Source organism: Heyndrickxia vini (assembly GCF_016772275.1).
Taxonomy (GTDB): domain Bacteria; phylum Bacillota; class Bacilli; order Bacillales; family Bacillaceae_C; genus Heyndrickxia; species Heyndrickxia vini.
This window is the reverse complement of record NZ_CP065425.1, coordinates 3,358,208-3,376,634: the sequence shown is the minus strand read 5'-3', so window position 1 is coordinate 3,376,634 and position 18,427 is coordinate 3,358,208. Positions and strand designations below refer to the sequence as shown.

General features: G+C 36.2%; 19 protein-coding genes. 18 read left to right on the top strand and 1 reads right to left on the bottom strand.

Annotation, left to right across the window (positions count from 1 at the left end):
- Positions 1 to 5: 5 nt before the first annotated feature.
- The 6 genes from rlmD (at position 6) to I5776_RS16855 (ending at position 5,909) form a co-directional block, all read left to right on the top strand.
- Positions 6 to 1,394: a 23S rRNA (uracil(1939)-C(5))-methyltransferase RlmD gene (rlmD, locus tag I5776_RS16880; RefSeq protein WP_202777500.1), complete on the top strand. Its 1,389-nt coding sequence runs from the start codon at positions 6 to 8 to the stop codon at positions 1,392 to 1,394.
- A gap of 147 nt (positions 1,395 to 1,541) precedes the next feature.
- Entirely contained in the window at positions 1,542 to 2,243 is a 702-nt protein-coding gene (gene vanR / locus I5776_RS16875; RefSeq protein WP_202777499.1) for a vancomycin resistance response regulator transcription factor, VanR-F/VanR-M family, read from the top strand.
- Positions 2,236 to 3,342, top strand: coding sequence for a sensor histidine kinase (locus I5776_RS16870; RefSeq protein WP_202777498.1), 1,107 nt, complete (start codon positions 2,236 to 2,238; stop codon positions 3,340 to 3,342). Before vanR ends, I5776_RS16870 begins: the two co-directional genes overlap by 8 nt.
- A gap of 114 nt (positions 3,343 to 3,456) precedes the next feature.
- On the top strand, positions 3,457 to 4,335 hold the full coding sequence (vanY, locus tag I5776_RS16865; RefSeq protein WP_202777497.1) for a VanY-A/VanY-F/VanY-M family D-Ala-D-Ala carboxypeptidase: 879 nt from the start codon (positions 3,457 to 3,459) through the stop codon (positions 4,333 to 4,335).
- Between the two features lie 459 nt (positions 4,336 to 4,794).
- Positions 4,795 to 5,193 (top strand): Rrf2 family transcriptional regulator, encoded by a 399-nt coding sequence (locus I5776_RS16860; protein WP_202777496.1) that lies wholly within the window; start codon positions 4,795 to 4,797, stop codon positions 5,191 to 5,193.
- Positions 5,194 to 5,324: 131 nt separating this feature from the next.
- Positions 5,325 to 5,909, top strand: coding sequence for a class I SAM-dependent methyltransferase (locus I5776_RS16855; protein ID WP_202777495.1), 585 nt, complete (start codon positions 5,325 to 5,327; stop codon positions 5,907 to 5,909).
- Positions 5,910 to 6,138: 229 nt separating this feature from the next.
- Here the strand turns inward: I5776_RS16855 and I5776_RS16850 are convergent, their stop codons facing one another.
- Positions 6,139 to 7,836 carry a M3 family oligoendopeptidase gene (locus tag I5776_RS16850; RefSeq protein WP_202777494.1) on the bottom strand — a complete coding sequence of 566 codons (1,698 nt, stop codon included), beginning with the start codon at positions 7,834 to 7,836 and terminating at the stop codon, positions 6,139 to 6,141.
- 200 nt (positions 7,837 to 8,036) lie between these two features.
- Here I5776_RS16850 and I5776_RS16845 point away from each other — a divergent pair, with 200 nt between their 5' ends.
- The 12 genes from I5776_RS16845 to I5776_RS16790 all read left to right on the top strand — a co-directional run bounded on the left by I5776_RS16845 (position 8,037) and on the right by I5776_RS16790 (position 18,197).
- Positions 8,037 to 9,473, top strand: a complete 1,437-nt coding sequence (locus I5776_RS16845) for an AcpB/EbpR/MafR family transcriptional regulator (RefSeq protein WP_202777493.1) — start codon at positions 8,037 to 8,039, stop codon at positions 9,471 to 9,473.
- Positions 9,474 to 9,662: 189 nt separating this feature from the next.
- Entirely contained in the window at positions 9,663 to 10,370 is a 708-nt protein-coding gene (deoD, locus tag I5776_RS16840) for a purine-nucleoside phosphorylase (RefSeq protein ID WP_202777492.1), read from the top strand.
- Positions 10,371 to 10,441: 71 nt separating this feature from the next.
- A complete protein-coding gene (locus I5776_RS16835; protein WP_202777491.1) occupies positions 10,442 to 11,623 on the top strand; it encodes a NupC/NupG family nucleoside CNT transporter in 1,182 nt (393 codons plus the stop codon).
- Between the two features lie 738 nt (positions 11,624 to 12,361).
- Positions 12,362 to 13,252: an SH3 domain-containing protein gene (locus tag I5776_RS16830; protein WP_202777490.1), complete on the top strand. Its 891-nt coding sequence runs from the start codon at positions 12,362 to 12,364 to the stop codon at positions 13,250 to 13,252.
- A gap of 160 nt (positions 13,253 to 13,412) precedes the next feature.
- A complete protein-coding gene (locus tag I5776_RS16825) occupies positions 13,413 to 13,733 on the top strand; it encodes a hypothetical protein (protein ID WP_202777489.1) in 321 nt (106 codons plus the stop codon).
- A gap of 188 nt (positions 13,734 to 13,921) precedes the next feature.
- Complete coding sequence (locus I5776_RS16820; RefSeq protein ID WP_202777488.1) at positions 13,922 to 14,491, top strand: dihydrofolate reductase family protein; 570 nt, start codon at positions 13,922 to 13,924, stop codon at positions 14,489 to 14,491.
- Positions 14,492 to 14,632: 141 nt separating this feature from the next.
- The gene (locus tag I5776_RS16815) at positions 14,633 to 15,145 is read left to right on the top strand and encodes a zinc ribbon domain-containing protein (protein ID WP_202777487.1); all 513 of its coding nucleotides are present in this window, start codon (positions 14,633 to 14,635) and stop codon (positions 15,143 to 15,145) included.
- A gap of 320 nt (positions 15,146 to 15,465) precedes the next feature.
- On the top strand, positions 15,466 to 15,795 hold the full coding sequence (locus I5776_RS16810; protein ID WP_202777486.1) for a PadR family transcriptional regulator: 330 nt from the start codon (positions 15,466 to 15,468) through the stop codon (positions 15,793 to 15,795).
- Positions 15,792 to 16,169 (top strand): DUF1048 domain-containing protein, encoded by a 378-nt coding sequence (locus I5776_RS16805; protein ID WP_202777485.1) that lies wholly within the window; start codon positions 15,792 to 15,794, stop codon positions 16,167 to 16,169. The genes I5776_RS16810 and I5776_RS16805 overlap by 4 nt, the downstream gene beginning before the upstream one ends.
- Positions 16,170 to 16,187: 18 nt before the next feature.
- The gene (locus I5776_RS16800) at positions 16,188 to 16,532 is read left to right on the top strand and encodes a DUF1048 domain-containing protein (protein ID WP_202777484.1); all 345 of its coding nucleotides are present in this window, start codon (positions 16,188 to 16,190) and stop codon (positions 16,530 to 16,532) included.
- Between the two features lie 153 nt (positions 16,533 to 16,685).
- Positions 16,686 to 17,447 carry an ABC transporter ATP-binding protein gene (locus tag I5776_RS16795; protein ID WP_202777483.1) on the top strand — a complete coding sequence of 254 codons (762 nt, stop codon included), beginning with the start codon at positions 16,686 to 16,688 and terminating at the stop codon, positions 17,445 to 17,447.
- Positions 17,448 to 18,197, top strand: a complete 750-nt coding sequence (locus tag I5776_RS16790) for an ABC transporter permease (protein ID WP_202777482.1) — start codon at positions 17,448 to 17,450, stop codon at positions 18,195 to 18,197.
- Positions 18,198 to 18,427 lie beyond the last annotated feature (230 nt).

Here is an 18,427-nt window from a genome sequence, read left to right as displayed (position 1 = left end):
CAATATTGAAAAACGAAAAAACCCTTTTAATAAAAGAAAAACAACAATTCCCATTAACAATTAAGCGTTTAGGAATAAACGGAGAAGGTGTCGGCTATTTTAAAAAACAAGTCGTTTTCGTACCTGGTGCACTACCTGGTGAAGAGGTTGTTGTTGAGGTAACAAAAGCCCACCCAAAATATGCAGAAGCCATTGTCAAAAAGGTACGCAAACGCTCTGAACATCGCGTGAAAGCACCGTGCATTGTCTATGAACAATGCGGTGGATGCCAGCTCCAGCATTTAGAATACAGTCAACAATTGAAAGAAAAGCGCGACATACTTATCCAAGCAATCGAACGACACACACTCTTTGCGATTGAAGAGTTGGATATACGCCCAACAATCGGAATGGACAACCCATGGCATTACCGTAACAAAAGCCAATTCCAAGTTGGCTTCGATCACGGAAAAGTCATGGCAGGAATGTATAGCATCGATTCCCATCGTCTAATTAACATTCCGGAATGTATCGTCCAACAGCCAGTAACGAATAAAGTAACAAATGTCGTCAAACAAATTCTCGCTGACTTCAAAATCCCTATATATAATGAAAAAACAAGAAAAGGCATCGTGCGTACGATTGTTACTAGAGTCGGGATTCAAACGGGACAAGTCCAAGTCATGCTTGTTACAGCAAAAAAAGAACTGCCACGAAAAGAAGCAATAATTTCAGAAATCAAAAATCGCCTTCCTGAAGTCGTTTCAGTCATGCAAAACATCAATCCAAAACGGACATCCATCGTTTTAGGGGATGAAACGATTCATCTATCAGGAAAAGAAATCGTCGAGGAACGACTAGAAGAATTCACCTATGAACTATCTGCTCGTGCATTCTTCCAGCTCAATCCCGAACAGACAGTCAAATTATATAACGAAGTAAAAAAAGCAGCCGAGTTAACGGGAAAAGAAAAAATTGTTGACGCCTATTGCGGAGTTGGAACAATCGGTCTATGGCTTGCTGACGGAGCTGAGGAAATCCGCGGCATGGACATCATCCCTGAAGGAATCGAAGACGCAAAGAAAAACGCCAAAAAGCACGGCTTAGAAAATGCAACCTATTTCACCGGCAAAGCCGAAGAACTTATGCCAAAATGGGTGAAAGAAGGCTGGCGTCCTGATGTCGTTGTTGTTGATCCTCCAAGAACAGGCTGCGATCCGAAATTTCTTGAAACCATTTTGAAGGTAAAGCCGAAGAAGTTTATTTACGTATCCTGTAATCCGTCTACTTTGGCAAAGGATTTACAGATATTAAGTAAGAAATATCAGGTAGAGTATTTGCAGCCGGTGGATATGTTTCCGCAGACTGCGCATGTGGAGTGTGTATCGCAACTCATTTTAAAGAAAGGCAACTAACCCTTTGGGCGTTGCCTTCTTAAGTTTCTAGCAGCGGATCAACAAAGCTGTGAACAAGAAAATTCGGGTTGCGGCAGGCACGAATATAAAAAAATGAATAGGACTTGTTATATAGCTGTATGTTAACTTTATTTAGGGGGTGATAAAATGAGAGATATTTCGATATTAATTGCCGATGACGAGGAGGAAATTGCTGATCTGATTACCATTCATTTAGAAAAAGAAGGGTACAAGTGTTTTAAAGTCTCGGATGGACAAGAGGCTGTTCGTGTTGTCGAGACTCAGGTATTTGATTTGCTGATTTTGGATATTATGATGCCGAAATTGGATGGATATGAGGTGACCCGCTGCATTCGTGAACAGCATAATATGCCTATCATATTTTTGAGTGCTAAAACATCTGATTTCGATAAAGTACAGGGACTGGTAATTGGAGCAGACGATTATATGACTAAACCATTCACCCCGATAGAATTGGTTGCTCGTGTAAATGCTCAGCTTAGACGTTATATAAAGCTAAATCAACCTAAAATAGATACAAAAAATAACGTATGCGTGGAATATGGTGGATTAGTTATTTCTCCTTCTCAACGAACAGTTACTCTATATGGGGAAAGTATCGAGCTAACACGAAAAGAGTTTGATATTTTGTATTTACTAGCCAGTCATCCAAAGAAAGTTTATAGTGCGGAAAATATCTTTCAGCAGGTGTGGGGCGATGCCTATTTTGAAGGTGGGAATACAGTTATGGTTCATATTCGTACATTACGAAAAAAACTTAAAGAAGATAACCGGAAAAACAATTTCATTAAAACTGTGTGGGGAATCGGGTATACATTTAATGGGTAAAATCGTACAAAGTTTTCGCTCAAAAATGATTGTGTTATTTGGATTAAGTATGTTTCTGTCTGGTTCTATAACTTATATAATCTTTAAAGTACTTCAATATTATTATCATACCCGGGTTGATTACGGTGATCCATTGGCCCATTTTCGTTCATTTATGTACAAAATTGGAGACATTAATTTCTTTTTACTTATATTTATTCCACTTTCAATATTGTTTTTCTTTACCCTTTCGAAGCGCTATTCCACTTATTTCAATGAGATTTCAACAGGAATTCACTACCTTGCTCGTGGCGACTTTCAACATCATGTTGAAATCAAATCAAACGATGAGTTTAACGATATTGCGAAAGACATTAATCTCGCAAGTAAAAAGTTAAAAGAAGCCATGGAAAGAGGTGATTTCTCGGAGAGCAGTAAGAATCAATTGGTCGTAAATTTAGCCCATGATTTGAGGACACCACTTACCTCCGTTTTAGGATATTTGGATTTGCTTATTAAGGAAGAGAACTTGACTAAAGAACAGGTCAGACATTATTTATCGATTGCCTTTACAAAATCTCAACGTTTAGAAAGACTAATTGATGAATTATTCGAGATAACTAAAATGAACTATGGAATGCTGCGAGTTGAAAAAAAGAGTATAAATTTAACTGACCTACTCAATCAATTAAAGGAAGAATTGTATCCTGTATTCGAAAAGAACCATTTGATTGCCCGGATGAATAGTACACCCCACTTACCCATTTGTGGTGATGGAGATTTGTTAGCACGAGTGTTTGAAAATCTTATAAGTAATGCCATTCGTTACGGTTATGACGGTCAGTATATCGATATTAACGGTTTTCTTGATGTAGATGAAGCAGTAGTTCAAGTTGTGAATTATGGAGATAGCATTCCACCGGAAGAACTCCCGCATCTCTTTGATATGTTCTATACTGGTGACAAAGCACGAACCCATCAAGAGGGTAGCACTGGTCTCGGCTTGTTCATTGCAAAGAATATTGTGGAGCAGCATAATGGATCGATTACTGTCCAAAGCAGCATATTACAGACAATTTTTGAAGTCCGATTACCAAAGGAAAGTGAACAAAATAGTTAGGATAGACTCACTTTAAGTACATGATTTAAGAAAGATTTAAGATTTACCCTACCTTTTTTTTAAATAGTTTTACCTATTCTTTTAAGCAAAGAAGAATAAGGAGGAGACTAAAAATTGAAGAAGTGGGGATTTTTATTAATTTTTTTAATACTCTTAGGTGTGACAGCATTTAAGATAGTACCGTTCTTTCAAGATGAAGAGGATATTCTAATAACTGATTATGAGAATGATAAAGTAAAGTATAACAAGGCTTCTGAAAATATCCAAACAGTAGAAATTTCAGCAGAACAAATCTATCAAGGAAATTTACTATTAGTCAACAGTAAGTACCCGGTTCATCCGAAAAGTATTAAATCAGATGTCGTTAATCTATCTACTCACAATAAATTGGTAAAAGGATACAGCTTATTTGACAACAAAACATATTTATCTGAAGATTTAGCACGTAAATTTTCGGATATGGTCCTTGATGCGGAAGAAAATAAAGAGTTTAATTTTTTCATTACAAGCGGTTTTCGTAACTTTGATGAGCAAAATAAACTTTATCAAGAAATGGGTTCCAACCGTGCCTTGCCCGCCGGCTATAGCGAACACAATTTGGGCTTATCGCTAGATGTTGGAACTACCCATATGAAGATGGAGAAAGCGCCTGAGGGAAAGTGGATTGAAAATAACGCTTGGAAATACGGGTTTATTTTACGATACCCAGGGGATAAAACGGACATAACGGGAATTCAAAATGAACCGTGGCATATCCGCTATGTTGGTTTACCGCATAGCGCGATTATGAAAGAGAAGAATTTTGTTTTAGAAGAGTATTTGGATTACCTCAAGGAGGAGAAGAAGGTTTCTGTTAAAGTTGATGGTAAAAAATATAATGTTTCGTATTACCCTTATTCCGAAAACATGACCATTAATATACCGGAAAATCACAAGTACGAGATTTCAGGTAACAATATTGATGGAGTAATTGTGACCTTTTACGAATCATAAGTGGAATAAGAAAATTCACTCTATATCCCAACGAATGAAAGTAAGGATAAGGTTAAAATAAAAAGCTTATTTTGCAATCGTACGCTTCCTTAATAAAGAAAGACAACAACCGAAGACAAGAAGGGCAAATTATTAAGCCCGCAAACTTCAACGGCATTCCATGAGTTGCCACATACACTCCGTCCATGTGGAGTGTGTATCGCAACTCATTTTAAATGTATCAAATTAAGTAATTGAAGTATTTCTGTACTTTGATGCCTGCCCCCCGGTATGTTAATGCATTAATGCACTGGGGTTTAGGCACATTTTTTTCAATAAAAGCTAATGGAAAAGTAACATATAAGATTGTGTAAATTTAATAAATAGAATTACCTTAAACTTGACAATCAAAACAACTAAAACAATAATAGATATTAAAGACTCTTAAAGTCCTTTATTGTTAGGAGAGGATGAAAAACATTGAAGTATTCAAAAGCCACTAATTATGCTCTTCATACTATGGCATACTTAGCATTTTCAAATTCCAGCAAACCCGTTGGTGTGCAGATGCTAGCAGAACAGCAAAAAGTATCACCTACTTATTTATCAAAGATTCTAACAAAGCTTGTTAAAGAAGGCATGGTTACTTCCGCTTCAGGAGCTAATGGTGGATACTCGTTAGCCCAAGGGTGGGAAACTATTTCTTTTCTCGATATTATCTATGCAATAGAAGGAAAGTCTTCATTATTTGAATGTGATTTTGATCATGGAACTGAATGTGCAATTCAAAAAGTCATATTAAGATCAGAAGAAAAAATGGAGGAAGAACTAAGAAAGCAAACAATTGCAGATTTGATTGTTAAAAAGACAACAACATGATTAAATGGTGTTGTCTATACCATAATTAAGGATATAAAATGTCTGTTATGTCGATCGATAAAATACAAATACATTTATGTTTTTCTAAAGTTAGTCTTTAGAAACAATAATTAAAAGGGGAATAGGAAGATATGAGACAAAATAATAGTGAAAAATTAACAAGAAAGATCAATATGCTAGAAAATGCTGATAGAAAAAATAATTTTCCAGCAGAAGACTTGTTAAATTTGCTCCCGATAAAGAGATCTGACAATATCTTGGACTTAGGTGCAGGAACAGGTTATTTGGCACTTCCTGCAGCTAAACAAATTGACGGTATTGTTTATGCATTAGATTTAGATGTAGATATACTTACCTATTTGGAATCGAAAGCCAAAAAAGAAAAACTAGATAATATTAAAACTATAGAGGGCAGTTTTGAGAATATTCCACTGGAAAACAACACAATTGATATTGCCTTAGCGTCCATAGCATTACATGAGGTTAATCCTTTATCCAATACTTTGAAACAAATAAACAGAGTACTAATAGAGAAAGGATACTTTTTATGTGTAGAATTTGAACCAAAAGAGACATCTGTTAGTCCAAGAGTCCATTCATCTGTAATGGAACAAGAATTACTAAATTCGGGATTCGATATCAAGGAAAAAATACTTCCTTCTAACAAAGTTGCAAATGAAGCAATATACATTATTATTGCTCAAAAACAAGGATAAAAAAGAAGGGTGGACTAAATTTTTACTGAACAGAAAAAATACTAGCAGAATTTACACAAAGAGTTAGCTGGGACCGCGGCTTCATACTTCTCGAGCAATCCCAAATATTGTGGACAGATCTTTTGACTGTAAAGCAAAAGGTACAACTAGAAAATCTCACTAGCTGTACCTTTTTGCACGCAACTTCCGATTGTCCTCTACTAAGAACCATTCCAGTGCTCACACTTTATTAATGAATCTCTTGAATGACTTTTTCCAGAAATTCACCCATTCGCTTTACAGCCGGCTCTGAAAAATCAAAACTTACCCCAGTTTCTTTATAAATAGCTGCGATGGATTGATTGTAGTCCGCACTTGCGCCTTTTTTAAAGGATTCGATAGCTTGCTCTGGGTTATTTCGATAATTCTCAAGTAATTGTAGAGCACCAAGCATCGAAATGGAGTATTCAATATTATAGAAAGGAACTTCGAAATAATGAAGGGTGCCTACCCAACTCATCCCAATTCCCTCCTCAAGCCCAGAAGTATCGATAGGGTTTAATCCGTAACGTTTTGAGATTTCAAAGAATTTTTCATCACGCTCTTTGGCAGTGTGTGTAGGATTCGTATACATCCAATGCTGGAAAAGGTCCCCTGACAATGGACCGAATAACATGGTAAACGCCCGTCTCAGCTCTTCACGCTGTGCGCTCTTAAAATCTTCTTCTTCAGGATAAAATTGATCCAGCTTATCTAATAAAAGCAATTCCATCCCATGAGAATACAGTTCAGCAATTTCCATTCTGTGCTTATAGTCCTCAATAGGACCGTGTTCTGCATACTCGAGGTATCCATTTACCGCATGGCCCATTTCATGAATTAATGCGATTAAAGAGAAAAAGGAGGGACTAAAATTCGCAAAAACAAAGGTATCCCCCGAGACAGGTAATGGGGTACAAAAACCACCGGGGCTTTTTCCTTTCCGATCCCCAAGATCTAGTAACCCATGTTCTCTCATGTAGTCGAAACGTTCTGCAAAATATGGGTCAGTATTCCCTAACATCTCAGAAACACCATCCATAAGAGTAGACACCTCTGCGTATGGTGGGTTTTTCATCAATTTAGCGGTGTTATCCCAAGGGCGATAAGTATCGACACCAAGCTTGGATTTAAAAACTTCCGCGAGTCGATTCCAAGCAGGAATAATATGTTTCTCTACATTTTCATGAAAGTCATAGCAATCTTGAACACTATACTCACGATTTTTGACCACAAACATATAATCGCGATAATTTTCAAAGCCTGCATTTACAGCGATTTGATGGCGCAGTTGAATGAGTTCGTCCATGATGGCGTCCATATCGGGTTTAATTTTAAGAAAGGCAGAACCCATCTTGTTATAAGCTTTTTCTCTAACTGCTCTGTCTAAATGATCAAGTTGGGATTGGATAAACGGAAAAGGCTTTTCCTCCCCGTCCCATTCAACTGTTAACCCACCCATAATTTCACTATATTTCGTACAGAGCTCTTGCTCTTTTACCATTAATGGAATGTTTTCTTCTCTGAATAGTTTAACTTTGGATTCGCGAACACGTCGCATTAGGCCGTACCGTTTTTCATCTAATTGTTGTAGATAAGGAGACCCACAAAATTTCTCATTCAGTTTTGCTTCATATTTCATTAAAAGTGGTTGAATGACTTGTTGATCGTGAAGATAAGTCGACTTGATTTCTGCATCCTCTGTATTCCGGTAGAAGTCGACTTGGTGACCTGTCATCGCCTCCGTGATTTTATTCATTAAATCCTTTTCACTTTTTAACCACTTTTCCAGGTCAGAAATGGATTCAATCGGAATCTCAAGTAAATTTCGAATTTGAGCTTCCACCCCTTCTACATCTTGTAAATCAATTAATTCTTTATAATAATTATGACCTATCACTTGTGTCATAGATAACTCATCCTCCCCTTTGAATTGTTTTAATTATCTTAATAATTATAATATAGTTTACTAATTATCACACCTAGCTTTTTCAAAAGGGTCAATAATTAATTCTTTAATGGGAAATTATGATTCTGTATTCATTATCATTTATACTTATATAATGAGTTTTTTTACGGATATAAATTAGCTAGAAAAAAGGTGAAAAAATGGATAAGGATTTTTTAATAGCGAGAGAATTTTTAACATTGCTCGATACTGAGCAAAGATGGTTTACTTTAGCCGAAATCGAGAAAAAATTAGGTGTTTCTGATAAAACAATAAGCAAGATATCTGAAGGGATAAGCAAGCAACTACCATCTGGTATAAAAATTGAAGTTTCCAGGGGAAAGGGGGTCTTTCTCCAACGTGATAGAAGAAACAAAACTGTTAGTGAAGTGATTTCTACTATGTTTAAACAAACCACTTTTTTTCGATTAATGGATTTGTTATTTACTGATGGTGGTCGATTCACACTTGAGGAACTAGCTGAAGAAATGTTCATGAGTTCCTCCTCTTTAAAAAAGCTTATTGTGCAATTAAATAATCATGTACTTAAACCTTATAATCTGCGCATCACTTATTCTTCACCTTCAATGAAAGGAAATGAAATTAATATCCGATATTTTTATTGGAAATTGTATGGTGATGCCTATGAGTTTGCAGGATGGCCTTTTACTAAAGTTAATTTTGACGTTATAAATCAATTAATATCAAATATTGAGGAAGAAAAAAATATTGTTTATTTTATCAACTCCAAGAGAAGATTGTCTTTTTTAGTTGCTATTGTTTTAGAAAGAGTAAATAAAGGTGAATCTGTAACAATTTCTGAAAGAAATTATCCTTGGAAGCAAGGAATGTTTTATTTTCCGATGACAAATTTAGCAAAAATGCTTCAGCAAATGTTTGCAATTGAATTGTCGCAAAGTGAAATATTCTTTATGCAATCACTATTTAGTACTAGCCAATATAATTATTACGATCATTCGATAATGGTGAAAGTGAAGGAAGCTGAGCGAAGCAAAAATAAACTGGAACATCAAATGGTTGATCGGTTTTTATCGTTATTGTTAAAGGTGTATCCCAATCTTAATATGAATGAACGTTTTCTTTGGGAAATAGATGAGTTTTTTGACAAGCTTTTAATTGATAATGCAATTCCTGAATTGATGTTGAATTCAAATAATAATTTAAATACGTATGTTCAAAAAGAATGTCAGCAAAATTATCAAGAAGTGCAAATTTGCTTGCAAGAGTGGAATACTGCATACCCTGTTGTAACGTATAATGACTTTCATTTAACAAAATTAACGCTGCTAGTTAGTTCAAGCTTACATTATAAAAGTAAAAAAGCTTTTCTTGTTATCGGGGAGGAATTTTCAATTCAACATTACGTAGCGAAACTGATAAAAAAAGAAATTGGGGATGAATTGACCATTAATACTTCAATAATGAAAGGGCTCACTGATGAAATTGTACAGCAACATAATATTGATTTCGTTATAAGTAATATCCCCGTAACGTTAAAAACAGTACCCGTTGTGATTATTTCTACAATACCAACTAAAAGAGATTTTGATAATATTCGTAAAGAATTGCTTTTATAGTTTGGTCAATTATTTTCTGTTCCTTCCGTAAGTTTTTGGTCTAGTTTGTTATTGTAAAAAAACTTATGCTTTTAGTAGATTTTAAATGTAGTTTAACTCATCAATTTTCTTATAGGAAAATTAGTCGGAAATGTAAGCGATTTCCCTATGAGTATCACTTTTAAAATAAAGCTAAAAGGAGGAAAAAACATGAGTGTACATTTGGAAGCAAAAGAAGGAGAGATAGCTGAACGCGTTTTACTCCCTGGAGATCCAATGCGCGCAAAATTTGTAGCAGAAAAGTTTTTAGATAAAGCCTATTGTTATAACGAAGTAAGAGGGATGTATGGTTACACCGGATTATACAGAGGTGTTCCGATTTCGGTTCAAGGGACAGGGATGGGAAATCCTTCGATGAGTATATATGCAACAGAATTGATAAACGATTATGGTGTTAAAAAGTTGATTCGAATTGGTACATGTGGTGCTATGCAAAAGGAACTTAATATTCGTGATATTGTATTAGCCCAAGCAGTTTCTTCAGATAGCAATATGACGGAGAAAATTTTCCACGGGTGTAATTATGCACCGACTTCGGATTATTCATTGTTAATGAAAGCATATCAGCAAGCACAAAATAAAAACGTGAACGTCTTTGTTGGGAACATTTATAATTCTGATGAATTCTACCGTGAAACATTAGATCGACTCCACAAATTTATGGATTTCGGTGTATTAGCGGTCGAAATGGAAAGCACAGCACTTTATACTTTAGCTGCTAAATATGGTGTGAAAGCACTATCTATTTTGACAGTGGGCAGTCAATTATTAACAAATGAACGCTCATCTCATAAGGATAGTGAACAATCTTTTAACGAAATGGTAGAAATAGCTCTTAATACAATCATTGATAACTAATTTATGATTTTAATAGAAAGATATCGAAAAATGGAACAAGCTTTTTAACCGATATTTGGAGGAATAAAAAAATGCATTATTTAATTTCTGTTATTGGTCTAATTATTGTTCTCTTACTGGCGTGGCTAGCAAGTAATAATAAGAATAAGGTTAAATATCGTCCAATCATAGTAATGATTGTTATTCAAATTGTTTTAGGGTTAATTCTATTAAAAACGGGTGTAGGTGAATTTTTAGTTAAAGGCTTTGCCGATAGTTTTGCAAAATTACTTGGCTATGCCAATGAGGGTACCGATTTTGTTTTTGGTGGAATGGCAAATAAAGGTGCTCATACATTTTTCCTTTATGTATTGATGCCAATTGTATTTATGTCTGCAATTATAGGGATTTTACAACATTTCAAAATATTGCCGTTTATAATTAAGTATATTGGTTTAGTGCTAAGTAAAGTAAATGGTATGGGTAAATTAGAATCTTATAACGCGGTTGCAGCAGCAATTGTCGGACAAAATGAAGTATTTATTTCTGTTAAAAACCAACTTGGATTATTATCTAAAAATCGCTTATACACATTATGTGCGTCTGCGATGTCGACCGTATCAATGTCAATTGTTGGCTCCTATATGACCATGTTGGAACCTAGGTATGTAGTAGCTGCGCTAGTATTAAACTTATTTGGCGGTTTTATCATTGCATCTATCATTAATCCATATGAAGTGAAACCGGAAGAAGATATAGTTGAAGTGAAGGAACAAGAAAAACAAACATTTTTTGAAATGCTTGGCGAATATATTATGGACGGCTTTAAAGTAGCCATAGTAGTTGGAGTAATGTTAGTTGGTTTTGTTGGGTTAATTGCTTTAATTAACGGAATTTTCAATGGAATATTCGGCATCTCGTTCCAAGGAGTTTTAGGCTATGTGTTTGCGCCAATTGCTTTTCTAATGGGTGTTCCATGGCATGAAGCTGTTAAAGCAGGTGGCATCATGGCAACCAAACTTGTTTCGAATGAATTTGTTGCAATGCTTGATTTTGTTAAAATACAAAACAGTATGAGTGAGCGTACAACCGCCATTGTTTCAGTATTTCTAATCTCATTTGCAAACTTTGGATCGATCGGTACAATCGTTGGAGCGGTGAAAGGCTTGAATGAAAAACAAGGGAATGTCGTTGCCCGTTTCGGGTTAAAATTGTTATATGGCGCTACTCTTGTAAGCGTTCTCTCCTCAATAATTGTCAGTCTCATATTTTAATTATATAAGGAAATTAAGAATTGAAGATAGCGCAGGGACGGTTCTGTTGTTAGAACCTCTCCGGCGAATATAGCGGGTTCACTTTTGATGAAAAAACAAGTTTAATAACATACGAAAAAGCATGGTAATTCATTGCAAAAGAATTAGCCGTGCTTTTTGTATTTCTTAAAACCAATGCAAAACCCTAAAGTCAAACACTAAAATGCTGATATTATGCGTTTAATTTTTAAAAGGAAATAAGATATAAACGTAATTTGAATATACTTACGATATTTGAAGGAAAGCTGAAGTAGGTATGAGAAATCATAAGCGGATAATTTCCGGCTAATGTATGTACGGTAGGCTAAAAAAGCGGAAATAAGCGGAGGTATTTCGATTAACCTCGCTAAATAAGACAGAATCCAAGGATTCGAATCATATAATCTGAAAAACTTCCTTTATTTTTAGGGAAATATAGATATTTCCCGAGTTAAACGGAATTCATCCGTTTATTTCTCAAACACAGGGAAATCAACATTCATTATAACAACCAAAATCAAATAACTTTGTCTGGTAATCCGATTCATTAGGAGGTAATAATCATTTAATCAAAAACCCTCAAACTGTAAAGGTGAGGAAATGATTTTATAAATTGATAATGGTAAAATTACTCTTGTACTTACTTCCCTTGCAGGAAACTTCAGGTTTTAAAACAATAATAAAGGTTAATTTCACTACTATTAAGGGAGGGAAGAAAAGATGAAAAAGATAGTTGCAGTCTTAGTTATATTTTCCGTAGTATTTGCTGGATTTCATATGACTAAACCGGCTCATGCGGCAACTAGCAAAACAAAATATGTTACAGCTAGTGCATTAAATGTCCGAACTGGTGCAGGTACGAAGTACAAAGTGGTGACAACGATTAAGAAGAATCAATCGGTGAAAGTAACCCAAACCAAAGGTTCTTGGGACAAGGTAACCATTGGGAGTAAAATCGGTTGGGCATCAAATAAATACCTAACCACGAAGAAACCAGCAACTCCTAAGAATTTGGCGGCAGGGTTAAAAACAGTGGGAAGTAATAAGCAATTAATTCTTGTCACTTCTAACGGTTACAATACTTCCACCGCGGTAATAAGGACATTTGAGAAAAATTCTAAAGGACAATGGATTCCTGTTTTAACAACTAAAGGTCATATTGGTAAATATGGATTCACTCCTGCCTCAAAGATGAGTGAAGGCGGTAAAAAGTCTCCAACTGGAAAGTATACAATCGGGACAGCTTTTGGACGATACGGTAATCCAGGCACTAAATTACCTTACCGAAAAATTACATCCGATGATGTTTGGGTGGATGATTCAAAATCTAAACTTTACAACACTTGGCAATCTCGCAAGAAAACCAAAAGCCAGTGGAAAAGTGCTGAGAATATGAATATTTCAGCATATAACTACGGTTTTGTAATTAATTACAATACAAAACGGACTCCATATAAAGGAAGTGCAATCTTCTTCCATGTAGGAAGTGGTTACACTCTTGGTTGTACTGATACATCGCAAACCAATGTTGTGAGGATCTTAAAATGGTTGGATCCTAAAAAGAAACCAGTTATCATTCAAACACCTATTAAGGAACTAAACAAATATTAATCAAGTAAAACCTACATAATATCTCGTTTGTAGGTTTTTTGTTTATAATCATTTTTTGGATAAATACATAAATTCTTGGAGATTTATGGTACAATTCGGAAAATGGATAAAGGGAATTAAATTTGTTTTCGTTTAGGTTTTAAACAAGGGGGAATGATGTATGTTCGATTTCACTTCACTTAATGTTGGTAGCCTCGTGCTTGGACTAATTGCTTGGATACTTCCTATTGTCAATCTCCTACGAGAAAAAAAGCAGGAGTACAAAAAATGGGTTGTTCTTTCCATTATAAGTATCAGTGCTTGTGCTATCTCGATATGTTTTCAGGTTTTCTACAGTTATCATTTAGTAAAAATTGAGGATATATCTGCTCTTATGGACACAATAGGTGCTGTGGCATTTGCTTCGGCAGTTCTTGTAACCGTTACGATCCTATTAAATGCAATTACTCTATTTGTATACCGTGACAAAACACAGAGGTAGGACAATGAAAATCATGCATACAATGATACGCAATCGAAAAAAAACGAAGTTATCTCCTAAGGTAAAATGGCGACTAACTGATGAAAAAGATAAACTTATCATTGGATCTGTGTTTATGCGGGGGATAGTTTCTTTATGTATATGGTAACGATGAAATATATAAGATTAATTTGTGAGGAGAAGGAATCATGACCAGTAATGTAAGTCCAAGAAGAATCATTTTAGATTTAGCAGTTACTTTAGATGGATTTATTGAAGGGAAAAATGGGGAAGTTGATTGGTGCATCATGGACTCCGAAATGGGATTTATTAATTTCTTAAATCAAATTGATACAATTTTATATGGAAGAAAAAGCTACGATTTATGGGGGCAATTTACTCCTGAAAATGAAGAAACTGATACTGAAAAGGAAATTTGGGAATTAGTTCACAGTAAAGAAAAGTATGTGTTTTCTAGAATGCAAAAAGGGACTAATAATAAAGCAATATTCATAAATGATAATATTCTAGAAGAAGTAAATAAATTGAAGAACAAGTCTGGTAAGGATATCTGGCTATATGGCGGATCAAGTCTTATTACAACTTTTATCAATTTGGGGGTTGTTGATGAATTGAGATTATCTGTTCACCCTGTTATTTTGGGAGAAGGAAAACCGTTGTTTAGTGATATAAAACAAAGGTTGAATTTAAAAACGGTTAATACAAAAACGTTTTCCTCTGGTGTTGTGCAACTAATCTATCATTTGGATGGGAATTAATAATTTGAAGTATACCAAAAGTTAAATATTACCAATAACCTTTACGGTGGTTCTTTCCTATTTATAAAGGAAAAAAATTCAGGAACCTATTGTTTAATTGAATCGTATTTAAGACTAATTATCGAAAGGGGATGATAGAATATGAGAAAAGAAAAGTTTATTACAGAACAGCACAAAAAAACACGTTTATTCTTTCGTATCCTAGGACCGGCACTTTTAGTTATAGGAGCTATATGTTTAATTGTTGCACTTATAGACATCTTCACTCTTCAAGGATTTGAAGAACCAAAATTCTTTTGGTTATTTTTTGTAGTGATGCCTTTTCTTTTTATTGGATTCTTACTAACTGGTGTGGGGTATGGTGGAGCTATTGCAAGGTTTGAAAGTAGGGAATATGCTCCAGTAGTAAAGGATACCTTCAATTATTTGGCAACTGAAACTACTTCTGGAATAAAGGAAATCTCAAAAGCGATTCAAGATGGAGCAAACTTAACCTATTCAATGAGATGTCACAAATGTAACGAAGAAAATCCAATTCATGCAAAGTTTTGTAGTCATTGTGGAGGGAAGTTAATGCAGATTTGCCCTCATTGCGAAGAAGAAAATACGGCTGGTGCTTTATATTGTAATTCCTGTGGTAAATCGCTAGGATAATTTACATGTGAATGGGCTGTTATCAATTTTCAATGCAAATATAATATGATGTGAAGATGCTTAGATGCCCAAGCAATTTTTGTGTCGGGATAGAATTACAACTTCAAATGTGTAGCTGTTAATTTAGCATGATTCCTGTGCTATAGCTGGTTTTAAAAAAAGTTAAAAATCCAGTTGACTGCTATACTACTGTGTGTTACGATATACCTGTAATAAGTAATACGTAATAGCTGAAGTTCCAAAAAGCTATTACGTAAAAATTTATTTCAGTACTAAGTAATACTGATTATAAGTCAGACAAAATAGAGGTGGCTATAAATATGGAAAATTTAACTGAAATGCTGAAGGGTTCGCTGGAAGGCTGCGTTTTGGAAATTATCAGCCGGCATGAAACCTATGGCTACGAAATTACCCGCCGCCTGAATGAGCTTGGGTTTACCGAGGTAGTGGAAGGGACGGTCTACACGATCCTCGTGCGTTTAGAAAAGAAAAAACTTGTAAGCATAGAGAAGAAACCGTCGGATATGGGACCGCCACGAAAGTTTTACACGCTTAACGAGGCAGGCCGTGAGGAACTTGAATTGTTTTGGGAAAAATGGGACTTTGTATCGTCAAAAATTAATATCCTAAAAGGGGGAGAAAAAATATGAAGAAATTTATAGAGATAATCATTGGCGATTTAGAAAGTAAGAAGGAATACAAAGCATTTATGAAAAAAGTAAATTCTCTACCGAAAGATTACGCCTTTGTGTTCAAAAAGATTCAAAAGTACATGTGGAATTTCGGATATGGGTTTGGAGAAGAAATTTTCAATTTGTATGAATTGTTTGAAGCTAGTGCAGCAGAAGGCAAGCATGTACTAGATGTTACTGGTGAAGATGTGGCGGCATTTGCCGACGAATTGATGGCTCTCTCAAAACTCGATGGAGAATCGGAGAGCATATTAGGAAGGAACGTAGATTTAAAAAAAGAAATTGAGAGTAGGGTTGAACAGCAAGTGAAAAGATGGACGAATAAAAAATAATGCAGGAGGTTAAATAACATGGTAAATTTCATCAAAAAGATACTTGAAGACAAAAAAGAATACAAAGAAATGATGGCGCGTGTGGAATCTTTGCCAGGCGACTACCCAGAAACCTATAAAAAGATCTGCAACTATATGTGGAATTTCGCATCTGGTAACGGAATGGATATGTTGAGAATTCAGTATGATCTCATTGATTTGTTTGAAACTGGTGCGGCAAATGGCAAAGAAGTTTTGGAAGTGACAGGTGAAGACGTGACAGCATTCGCCACTGGACTTATCGATCAAGCGAAAAGTTGGGATGATAAGTTACGCAATAATTTGAACAAAAGCATTCTGAATCGTGTGGGTAAGAAAAAATAAGCTTTGAACAACCCAACTGAACAGATTTTTTGAAAACAAACTGTTCAGTTATATTTTTAACTTAGTACTAAGTTGTACTGATTACTATTCGGAATAAATAGGAGAATATAGGCAATCTAGCTCCGTAATACATTTTATAGGGAGGAAAAAAGCATGAACAATGCAGCGATTTCGGTAAATGGGTTAAAGAAATCTTTTAAAGACAAGGAAGTCCTAAAGGGGGTGGATTTTGATGTTCGGCGTGGCGAAATTTTCGCCCTGCTAGGCTCAAATGGTGCCGGTAAGACGACGGCAGTCAACATCCTTTCAACGCTGATGAAGCCCGATGGCGGTGAAGTAAGTATTTGCGGTTTTGACGTCCAACGTCAACCAGATCAAGTTCGCCAGAGCATCAGCCTGACAGGGCAGTTTGCATCATTAGACGGCATGCACACTGGTCGGGAAAACTTGATAATGATCGGTAAGTTGCGGGGAGTTTCCAATCCCGCCGAGGTCGCCGACAATCTGCTTGCAAGGTTTAGTCTGAGTGAAGCGGCCAACCGCCGGTCAGACCAATATTCCGGCGGGATGAAGCGCCGGCTTGACATCGCCATGAGCCTGATCGGGATGCCAGCAGTCATTTTTCTCGATGAACCGACGACAGGGCTTGATCCTGAAGCGCGGATTGAAGTCTGGAATACAGTCAAGGAGCTTGCCGATGGCGGCACGACAATTATGTTGACGACTCAGTACCTGGAAGAAGCCGAACAACTTGCGGACCGTATTGCCATCCTGCATGGCGGGAAAATCATCACGACTGGTACTCTTACCGAACTTAAAGAGATGTTCCCGCCAACGAAAGTCGAGTACATTGAGAAGCAGCCGACATTGGAGGAAATTTTCCTCGCAATTATTGGCCAAAAGGAGGAGAAGTAAATGAAAAACAGAACAGGAGTATTACTAGGTCGTTTAATGCGTAACATCATGCGCAGCCCGGATACAATTATCACGGTGGCGATTACTCCGATTATGATGATGCTGCTATTTGTCTACGTATTTGGCGGCGCGATAAAGACGGGCACGGAAAACTATGTTAATTATTTATTGCCGGGAATCTTGCTGATTACTATCGCTTCCGGTGTCGCATACACTTCTTTGCGGTTGTTTACAGATGTAAAGAGCGGGTTAATGGCCCGTTTCATTACGATGCCTATTAAGCGTTCGTCAATATTGTGGGCTCACGTGCTGACTTCGATTGTTTCCAATGGGCTTACTCTCGTGGTCGTTTTCCTTGTCGCACTCTTAATGGGGTTCCGATCTAGCGCGGATATCCTAGATTGGCTTATTGTTGCCGGAATACTCGGGCTGTTTACTCTGGCGTTAACATGGTTGGCGGTTATTCCCGGCTTGACAGCGAAGTCTATGGAAGGAGCGACAGCCTATTCATACCCACTGATTTTCTTGCCTTTTATCAGTTCGGCCTTTGTTCCCACAGAAACCATGCCTAAAATTGTTCGTGTATTCGCTGAGAATCAGCCCGTGACTTCCATTGTGAATACGATTCGTGCCCTTTTATATAAAGGGTCAGTAGGGAACGATATTTGGATTGCACTTATCTGGTGTGTCGGCGTTATGGTCATCGCTTACTTCTTTGCTAGTAAACAATTTAAACGCCAGTTAGGGTAGGAAACACAAATCTTTAAATATAATACACAAAAACAATTGCCTTTCCTGGTTTGTAGGTCATGTAATTGTCCGTGGCTCTTTAATAATTAAATTAGCACACAAAGCTTGGGATTTTTCCCAAGCTTTGTGTGCTATAAGAGGAGTTGTACAAGTTCATTAGGCGCTAATTCGAGTTTGATAAGCGGAGAAATTTCCCTTAATTATGAAATAGCACTGAAAATACCTAATAT

Coding starts and splice junctions, on each gene's coding strand:
- vanR (WP_202777499.1), top strand. CDS start 1,542: ATGAGAGATATTTCGATATTAATTGCCGATGACGAGGAGGAAATTGCT.
- I5776_RS16870 (WP_202777498.1), top strand. CDS start 2,236: ATGGGTAAAATCGTACAAAGTTTTCGCTCAAAAATGATTGTGTTATTT.
- I5776_RS16855 (WP_202777495.1), top strand. CDS start 5,325: ATGAGACAAAATAATAGTGAAAAATTAACAAGAAAGATCAATATGCTA.
- I5776_RS16850 (WP_202777494.1), bottom strand. CDS start 7,836: ATGACACAAGTGATAGGTCATAATTATTATAAAGAATTAATTGATTTA.
- I5776_RS16845 (WP_202777493.1), top strand. CDS start 8,037: ATGGATAAGGATTTTTTAATAGCGAGAGAATTTTTAACATTGCTCGAT.
- deoD (WP_202777492.1), top strand. CDS start 9,663: ATGAGTGTACATTTGGAAGCAAAAGAAGGAGAGATAGCTGAACGCGTT.
- I5776_RS16835 (WP_202777491.1), top strand. CDS start 10,442: ATGCATTATTTAATTTCTGTTATTGGTCTAATTATTGTTCTCTTACTG.
- I5776_RS16830 (WP_202777490.1), top strand. CDS start 12,362: ATGAAAAAGATAGTTGCAGTCTTAGTTATATTTTCCGTAGTATTTGCT.
- I5776_RS16825 (WP_202777489.1), top strand. CDS start 13,413: ATGTTCGATTTCACTTCACTTAATGTTGGTAGCCTCGTGCTTGGACTA.
- I5776_RS16820 (WP_202777488.1), top strand. CDS start 13,922: ATGACCAGTAATGTAAGTCCAAGAAGAATCATTTTAGATTTAGCAGTT.
- I5776_RS16815 (WP_202777487.1), top strand. CDS start 14,633: ATGAGAAAAGAAAAGTTTATTACAGAACAGCACAAAAAAACACGTTTA.
- I5776_RS16810 (WP_202777486.1), top strand. CDS start 15,466: ATGGAAAATTTAACTGAAATGCTGAAGGGTTCGCTGGAAGGCTGCGTT.
- I5776_RS16805 (WP_202777485.1), top strand. CDS start 15,792: ATGAAGAAATTTATAGAGATAATCATTGGCGATTTAGAAAGTAAGAAG.
- I5776_RS16800 (WP_202777484.1), top strand. CDS start 16,188: ATGGTAAATTTCATCAAAAAGATACTTGAAGACAAAAAAGAATACAAA.
- I5776_RS16795 (WP_202777483.1), top strand. CDS start 16,686: ATGAACAATGCAGCGATTTCGGTAAATGGGTTAAAGAAATCTTTTAAA.
- I5776_RS16790 (WP_202777482.1), top strand. CDS start 17,448: ATGAAAAACAGAACAGGAGTATTACTAGGTCGTTTAATGCGTAACATC.